Here is a 6361-nt window from a genome sequence, read left to right as displayed (position 1 = left end):
GGCTTGAGCGTCTAGCGGTAGGAATCCCCTCCGTTTAGGGAGGGGAGGAAGTCAAATTGTGCGCTAGGATTTTTTGGCGCAGACAGGTACAATATAAACCCTAATCATACATTGACCAAGCATAAGACAGGCATGCAAGTAGTTGCGGGCGCTGTCTTTACTTTTTTATCGTACCCTCTATTGGAGTTCCTATGTCTATTGCGTCTACTGCCCAAGAGTCCGCCACCGTTTTGGATGGCAAAGCACTTGCCAAACAAATAGAACAGCAACTGAGTACGCGTGTAGACGCTATTAAAGCTAAAACAGGGCGTACACCGATTTTAGCGACGATATTGGTCGGTGAAGATCCTGCCTCTGCGACTTATGTGCGTATGAAAGGCAATGCCTGTAAACGGGTGGGTATGAGTTCTATCAAAGTAGAGATGCCACATAGCACGACGACAGAGCAGTTGATGGCTAAGGTAAACGAGCTGAATGACAATCCTGACGTTCATGGCATCTTACTACAGCACCCAGTACCTGAGCATATCGATGAACGCGCTTGTTTTGAGAAGATTGACCTTAGGAAAGACGTTGATGGTGTGACTTGTCTGGGCTTTGGTCGTATGGCGATGCAGCAGTCTGCTTATGGCTCATGTACCCCGCAAGGTATCATGCATTTATTAGAGCATTATGATATTGAGCTGGCAGGTTTAGAGGCGGTCGTCGTCGGTCGTAGTGCTATTCTAGGTAAACCAATGGCGATGATGCTATTAAATGCCAACTGTACGGTGACGATTTGCCATTCAAGAACGCAGGATTTAGCATCTCATATTAAACGCGCTGATATCGTGGTTGGGGCAGTGGGTGTGCCTGAATTAATTAAAGCGGAGTGGATTAAAGCGGGCGCTGTGGTTATCGATGCAGGTTTTCATCCCACTGATAACGGCGGCGTTGGTGATATCGAAATGCAGGGTGTGGCAGATATCGCTAGTGCTTATACACCTGTGCCAGGTGGCGTAGGGCCGATGACCATCAATACGCTGATCCGCCAGACCGTTGATGCTGCTGAAAAAGCTGCGGGTTTATAAGCCATAAGCTGTTACTAGAAATATCGTTATTGTTAAAGCACATATACTAGATTCACTTTAAAACTGAGATGCTACTGACTGAGATGCTACTGTTGGTATAAATTTTTTGCCGGCTCTGTCTGCATAGGCACAGCAAGCAAGAAAAAGTTATACCAATAGTAGGTGATGTATCGATATTACTGCTCACTGGCTATAATAAGCATGGTCTATGCTTATTATAGCCAATTTTACTTTTTGGATTTGGTATTATAACCAGCCCAAACGCTTAAAGTTTAGGTATAAAAAGCCACACAGCGAGCCAATCACTGCCATGATAACAAGGTAGGAATATTCCCAATGTAGCTCTGGCATAAAGTCAAAGTTCATACCATAAATTCCCGCAATCGCCGTCGGTACCGCTAAAATACCCGCCCAAGCGGCAAGTTTGCGAACCACTTCATTCTGCCCCATATTGACCATAGCAAGATAGGTGTTCATCACCACGCTTAGCATCTCATTGAGTCCATTAATGGCATCTAAAGAATGCAATAAATGGTCATTGACGTCACGAAAATAAGGTTTGGCAGCATGAGAAAAGGGTGAAATTAAGTCACTGTTATCGTGATTGATAAAATAGCTACAAATATCTTGTACCGGCAGAATAACCGCGCGCATATGTACTAATTGCGATTTTAATTCATATAAGTTTCTAAGCGTTTCTTTATTGAATTCATAAGTAAAAATATTACGTTCTTGCTCACGTAAATAACTGCCCAAGCGATCGGTGACCGGCATATAGTTATCGACGATAAAATCGAGAATCGCATGCAGCACAAATATTGGTCCCATACGCAGCTTTTCTGGGCGGCGGTGGCAGTGTTCACGGACTGGCGCGTAGGAGTTTGATGGGCCATTGCGGATGGTAATTAGGTAGTTTTTACCCATAAATATCGCGGTGGTGCCATAGCGAATGACATTGTCTTCGAGCTTGGCGGTACGTAATACCACAAACACCATATCGTTATCGTAGTTCTCAACCTTGGCACGTTGGTGGTCGGCAAATGCATCTTCAATCGCCAATTCATGCAGACCAAACGCTTCTTTGACTTTGACCATGGTTTTTAAGCTGGGATCATATAGACCGAGCCAAATAAATTGACCATTGTTATTCAAGGCACGACTGACATCGTTGAGCGCTATCTTATCGAGTTTTTCACCGGTTTTACGTGAGTAAGCATAGCAATTGACCACTTCACCATCACTAGATAAATCGATATCCTCATAGCGCTCAGAGTCTGGATCATAGACAGTCATCGTTTCAATAGTGTCTTCAATCGTCGCATCCGTATCGCCATAAATATAACTGTCATAGTTATCATGGTCATCTGAATAAGAATTTTCAGCCTTCATGTTTGCGTCAGTCAGACCGACAGTAGAGTCAGGTGTGATACGAGTTGTCGGTTCGACAATCAAGTCGTCATCTTGGTTCATACCCTCTCCTTTAGTCTAATTAAAATAACTTTGCTACAGCGCATAGTTTTTTAAAGTCTCAATATCGACCAGGCTCAACAAGCTCTCATGACAAGCTTCCAGTTTTATTTGTGGCGCAATGTCAAAGTCTAGCGATTCAATCCAGCGTAACGCACAAATACACCAGTAGTCACCGGGTTTAAGGCCAGCAAACCCATACTCAGGCAGCGGGGTGATAAGGTCATTACCGCGACTGGCAGAAAAGTTTAAAAACTCACTGGTCATCTTGGCGCAAACGGTATGTTGACCGACGTCATGATTGCCAGTATGACAAAAGCCATTGCGGTAATAGCCGGTGATAGGGTCAAAGCAGCAGCTGGCAAGGGCCGTGCCCAAAACGTTTGATTGATTAATGGCTGGGTTTGGGTGGTAATCAGATGACATAAGGCTTCCGAGATAAAAATATGGCTTAGTGTAACATGAGTCTGAGTCGAGGACATGCCCTAAGGAATGTCCTAGCCAAGCTCATGATTTTATTAAAAACGTGCTTTATTATACAGAAACAGTGCTATTATTCTTACTTAACCGATTATCGATATAATGCGCTAATAATTAGCCTATCTTTAACACCAATGAGGCATAATTAGATAGTGATGGCGGCCAATTGTCACTAGGCGAACCTTGCCTGCTATGCTAAACTAAAGCATAAAGTGCCTTGATTATTTATTGCCGTTTATTAGCGTATAAATATACTCGTCTTATCATTATAAATTACACTTATTACTCACCATTTTGCGGTTACCTAGTTTGTTTATAAATAATTGGGTCAATGATGTTGCGCGTTAAAAATAAAAATGCACGGCGTCAATGCAATGGTAAATATAACCTTTAAGTACCGCATCTAAGTACCGCATCACTAACGCGTTTTTGGTAAGCGATACGCCAAACAAGGATTTATTGTGTCTGTCAGTTCTGATTCTGCAAAACCTGCCCAGTCAAGTACGATCAATACAGCAGCGACTCCGCCTGTTAACCACGCTGCTGCTCCCAATAGCACCCCATACTTAAGTAACTTTGCCAGCGACGTGGCCAATAGCTGGCTGTTGCCTGATGGGGTTGTTGATGTGTTATTTGAAGATGCGCATAAGCAAGAAGTACTTAGGTACCAGCTGACTCAGCAGCTTATTACGCACGGCTATCAGCTGGTGAGCCCGCCGATGATTGAGTTCACTGAATCATTGTTGAGTGACGCCTCAGAAGATTTAAAACGCCAAACCTTTAAAATTATCGATCAATTAACCGGTCGATTGATGGGTTTGCGTGCCGATATCACCCCGCAGATTTTACGTATCGATGCGCATCATGGTGGATCAGGTATTGCGCGTTATTGCTACGCTGGGGATGTGATTCATACCTTGCCATCAGGTCTTTTTGGCTCACGTACGCCGCTGCAATTGGGGGCGGAAATATTTGGTTGTGCCTCACTTGCCGCCGATATTGAGCTGATAGATGTGTTGTTTAGCATGGTAAATACGCTAAATATGAGCGCTGCATTGCACGTCGATCTGGGTCATGTGGCAATATTTAAGCGCTTGGCTGAATTTGCCGAGTTACCAGATAATGACACTGAACGCTTGATGCATTTGTACGCCAATAAAAACCTACCAGAGCTTAAGCGCATTTGCCAAGCACTGCCAATGGGTGATGATTTTTATGCGCTAGCGCGTTTTGGTCATGACATTACAAACTTATTGGCGAAGCTGTCCACTACCGCGCAGCAAGATACTCAGATTGCGACGGCCATTGACGAGTTACAACGCCTAAAAACACATCTACAGGATCAATGGGACTGTGCCGTAAGTATCGATGTGACGGAGCTGTCAGGCTATCACTACCACACAGGTATTGTATTCAACGGTTATATCAATAGTGAAACCCAGCCGTTGGTTCGTGGTGGGCGTTTTGATGGAATGCAGAGTGGCAGTCAATTAGCAGGCGATCAAATACGCGAAGCCACTGGCTTTAGTATGGATGTCAGCCGCTTGCTGGCTCATACTCAGCTTGATGCACCAACCGTCGTGCTGGTTGATTATGACGCGTCAAGCAGCGCGGACCAAGTGCAGATGCAAACACTGTTGCAACAAGTGGCAAGCTTACGTCAGCAAGGCTATCGCGTCACTATGCCGTTAAACGCCGAAGACCGCCCAGCTAATACAACGCATCGTTTAAGCTTTATAGATAATCACTGGCAGTTAAACGCTATTTAAAAATTAGCGCGCGTTCAGTTAAAAGCATATAGTAAATACATCATAACTGTTTTAGATGATAAGCAGTTTTAACATAATTTTAGTTTTTAAACCGTTATTGCACACACCTCAATAGACAAAGGTAAGGATTGATCATGGGTAAGAATGTCGTAGTTTTGGGTAGCCAATGGGGCGATGAAGGTAAGGGTAAAATCGTCGATTTACTGACCGAAAAAGCCTCAGCAGTCGCTCGCTTTCAAGGCGGACATAATGCTGGTCACACGTTAGTTGTCGATGGCAAAACCACCGTCCTACATTTAATCCCATCAGGTATTTTACGTGAAGGCGTCACCTGCTTCATCGGTAACGGTGTGGTGTTAGCACCTGATGCCTTGCTAAAAGAGATGAAAGAATTAGAAGCCAATAACGTCCCAGTACGTGAGCGTCTACGCATTTCACCGAACTGCCCACTTATCATGCCATATCACGTCGCATTAGACCAAGCGCGCGAAGCCAAACGTGGCACTGGAAAAATCGGGACGACGGGTCGCGGCATCGGTCCTGCTTATGAAGACAAAGTAGCGCGCCGTGCAATCAAGCTTGCTGATTTATTCCGTGATGATTTAGAAGAAAAACTACGTAACCTAATCGAATACCATAACTTCCAATTGACGCAGTACTATAAAGTTGACGCGATTGATTTTGATGAGACATTTAAGCTTTGCCAAGAATGGAAAGAAGAAATCAGAGGCATGGTTACTGATGTCACTGAAGATTTGAACCAATTTCGCCTTGCTGGCAAAAACCTGATGTTTGAAGGTGCGCAAGGGACATTACTCGATATCGACCACGGTACTTATCCGTTTGTGACCAGCTCAAGCGTAACAGCGGGCGGCGTATCGACGGGTACAGGTATCGGTCCGTTGTACTTAGATTATGTCCTTGGTATCACCAAAGCTTACACTACGCGTGTCGGTAGCGGTCCGTTCCCAACTGAATTATTTGATGATGTTGGCGCGCATTTGGCCAAAGTCGGTCACGAGTTTGGCGCAACGACAGGCCGCGCACGTCGTTGTGGTTGGTTCGACGCTGAAGCTCTACGCCGTGCTGTGGTATTGAACTCTATGTCAGGTATCTGCTTGACCAAACTTGACGTATTAGATGGTTTGGAAGAGCTGTTAATCGGCGTAGGTTATAACCTACCTGAAACTGAGTGTGCCGGCGCGCATGATGCTGAGTTCTATGAAGCGGTAACACCTAAGTACGAAACGCTAGAAGGCTGGAGCGAGTCAACGGTTGGTATCACCAATTATGACGATCTACCAGAAAATGCCAAAAAATATATCAAACGTATAGAAGCGTTGATTGGTTGCCCTGTTGATATCATCTCAACCGGCCCTGACCGCGAAGAAACAATCGTTCTACGTGACCCGTATGATGTGTAAATAAGTTTTTTAGCTAGGGGCTGTATAGAATTCAGCTAAGGAACTGACAGAGACTATTTTTTAGGCAATTCGACGCCAAAAATAGTAAGTTTAGTCATTCTAAGCGCGATAGTTTTGGCTATGAAGTGGCAAAAAATAGTCCTGTTCCTTC

Annotated in this window: 5 protein-coding genes; 3 read left to right on the top strand and 2 right to left on the bottom strand. The window is 44.5% G+C overall.

Annotation, left to right across the window (positions count from 1 at the left end):
• The first annotated feature begins 191 nt into the window (after positions 1-191).
• Positions 192-1070, top strand: a complete 879-nt coding sequence (gene folD, locus EI162_RS12980; RefSeq protein ID WP_192524744.1) for a bifunctional methylenetetrahydrofolate dehydrogenase/methenyltetrahydrofolate cyclohydrolase FolD — start codon at positions 192-194, stop codon at positions 1068-1070.
• 246 nt (positions 1071-1316) lie between these two features.
• Here folD and corA read toward each other — a convergent pair whose 3' ends face one another.
• Both corA and EI162_RS12970 read right to left on the bottom strand, forming a co-directional pair.
• Positions 1317-2540: a magnesium/cobalt transporter CorA gene (gene corA, locus EI162_RS12975; protein ID WP_192524743.1), complete on the bottom strand. Its 1224-nt coding sequence runs from the start codon at positions 2538-2540 to the stop codon at positions 1317-1319.
• 33 nt (positions 2541-2573) lie between these two features.
• Positions 2574-2963 carry a DUF2237 family protein gene (locus EI162_RS12970; protein ID WP_192524742.1) on the bottom strand — a complete coding sequence of 130 codons (390 nt, stop codon included), beginning with the start codon at positions 2961-2963 and terminating at the stop codon, positions 2574-2576.
• A gap of 515 nt (positions 2964-3478) precedes the next feature.
• On the opposite strand from EI162_RS12970, the gene EI162_RS12965 reads away from it, so the two are divergent.
• Together EI162_RS12965 and EI162_RS12960 are read left to right on the top strand one after the other, a co-directional pair.
• A complete protein-coding gene (locus tag EI162_RS12965) occupies positions 3479-4786 on the top strand; it encodes an ATP phosphoribosyltransferase regulatory subunit (protein ID WP_192524741.1) in 1308 nt (435 codons plus the stop codon).
• 134 nt (positions 4787-4920) lie between these two features.
• Positions 4921-6210 (top strand): adenylosuccinate synthase, encoded by a 1290-nt coding sequence (locus EI162_RS12960; protein ID WP_192524740.1) that lies wholly within the window; start codon positions 4921-4923, stop codon positions 6208-6210.
• Positions 6211-6361 lie beyond the last annotated feature (151 nt).

Source organism: Psychrobacter sp. FME6 (assembly GCF_014861365.1).
GTDB lineage: Bacteria > Pseudomonadota > Gammaproteobacteria > Pseudomonadales > Moraxellaceae > Psychrobacter.
Note: the sequence above shows the minus strand (reverse complement) of the source record. Positions and strands in the feature narration are given on the sequence as shown.

Excerpts from the sequence above, each read along its gene's own strand:
- folD (WP_192524744.1), top strand. The coding sequence starts at position 192 with ATGTCTATTGCGTCTACTGCCCAAGAGTCCGCCACCGTTTTGGATGGC.
- corA (WP_192524743.1), bottom strand. The coding sequence starts at position 2,540 with ATGAACCAAGATGACGACTTGATTGTCGAACCGACAACTCGTATCACA.
- EI162_RS12970 (WP_192524742.1), bottom strand. The coding sequence starts at position 2,963 with ATGTCATCTGATTACCACCCAAACCCAGCCATTAATCAATCAAACGTT.
- EI162_RS12960 (WP_192524740.1), top strand. The coding sequence starts at position 4,921 with ATGGGTAAGAATGTCGTAGTTTTGGGTAGCCAATGGGGCGATGAAGGT.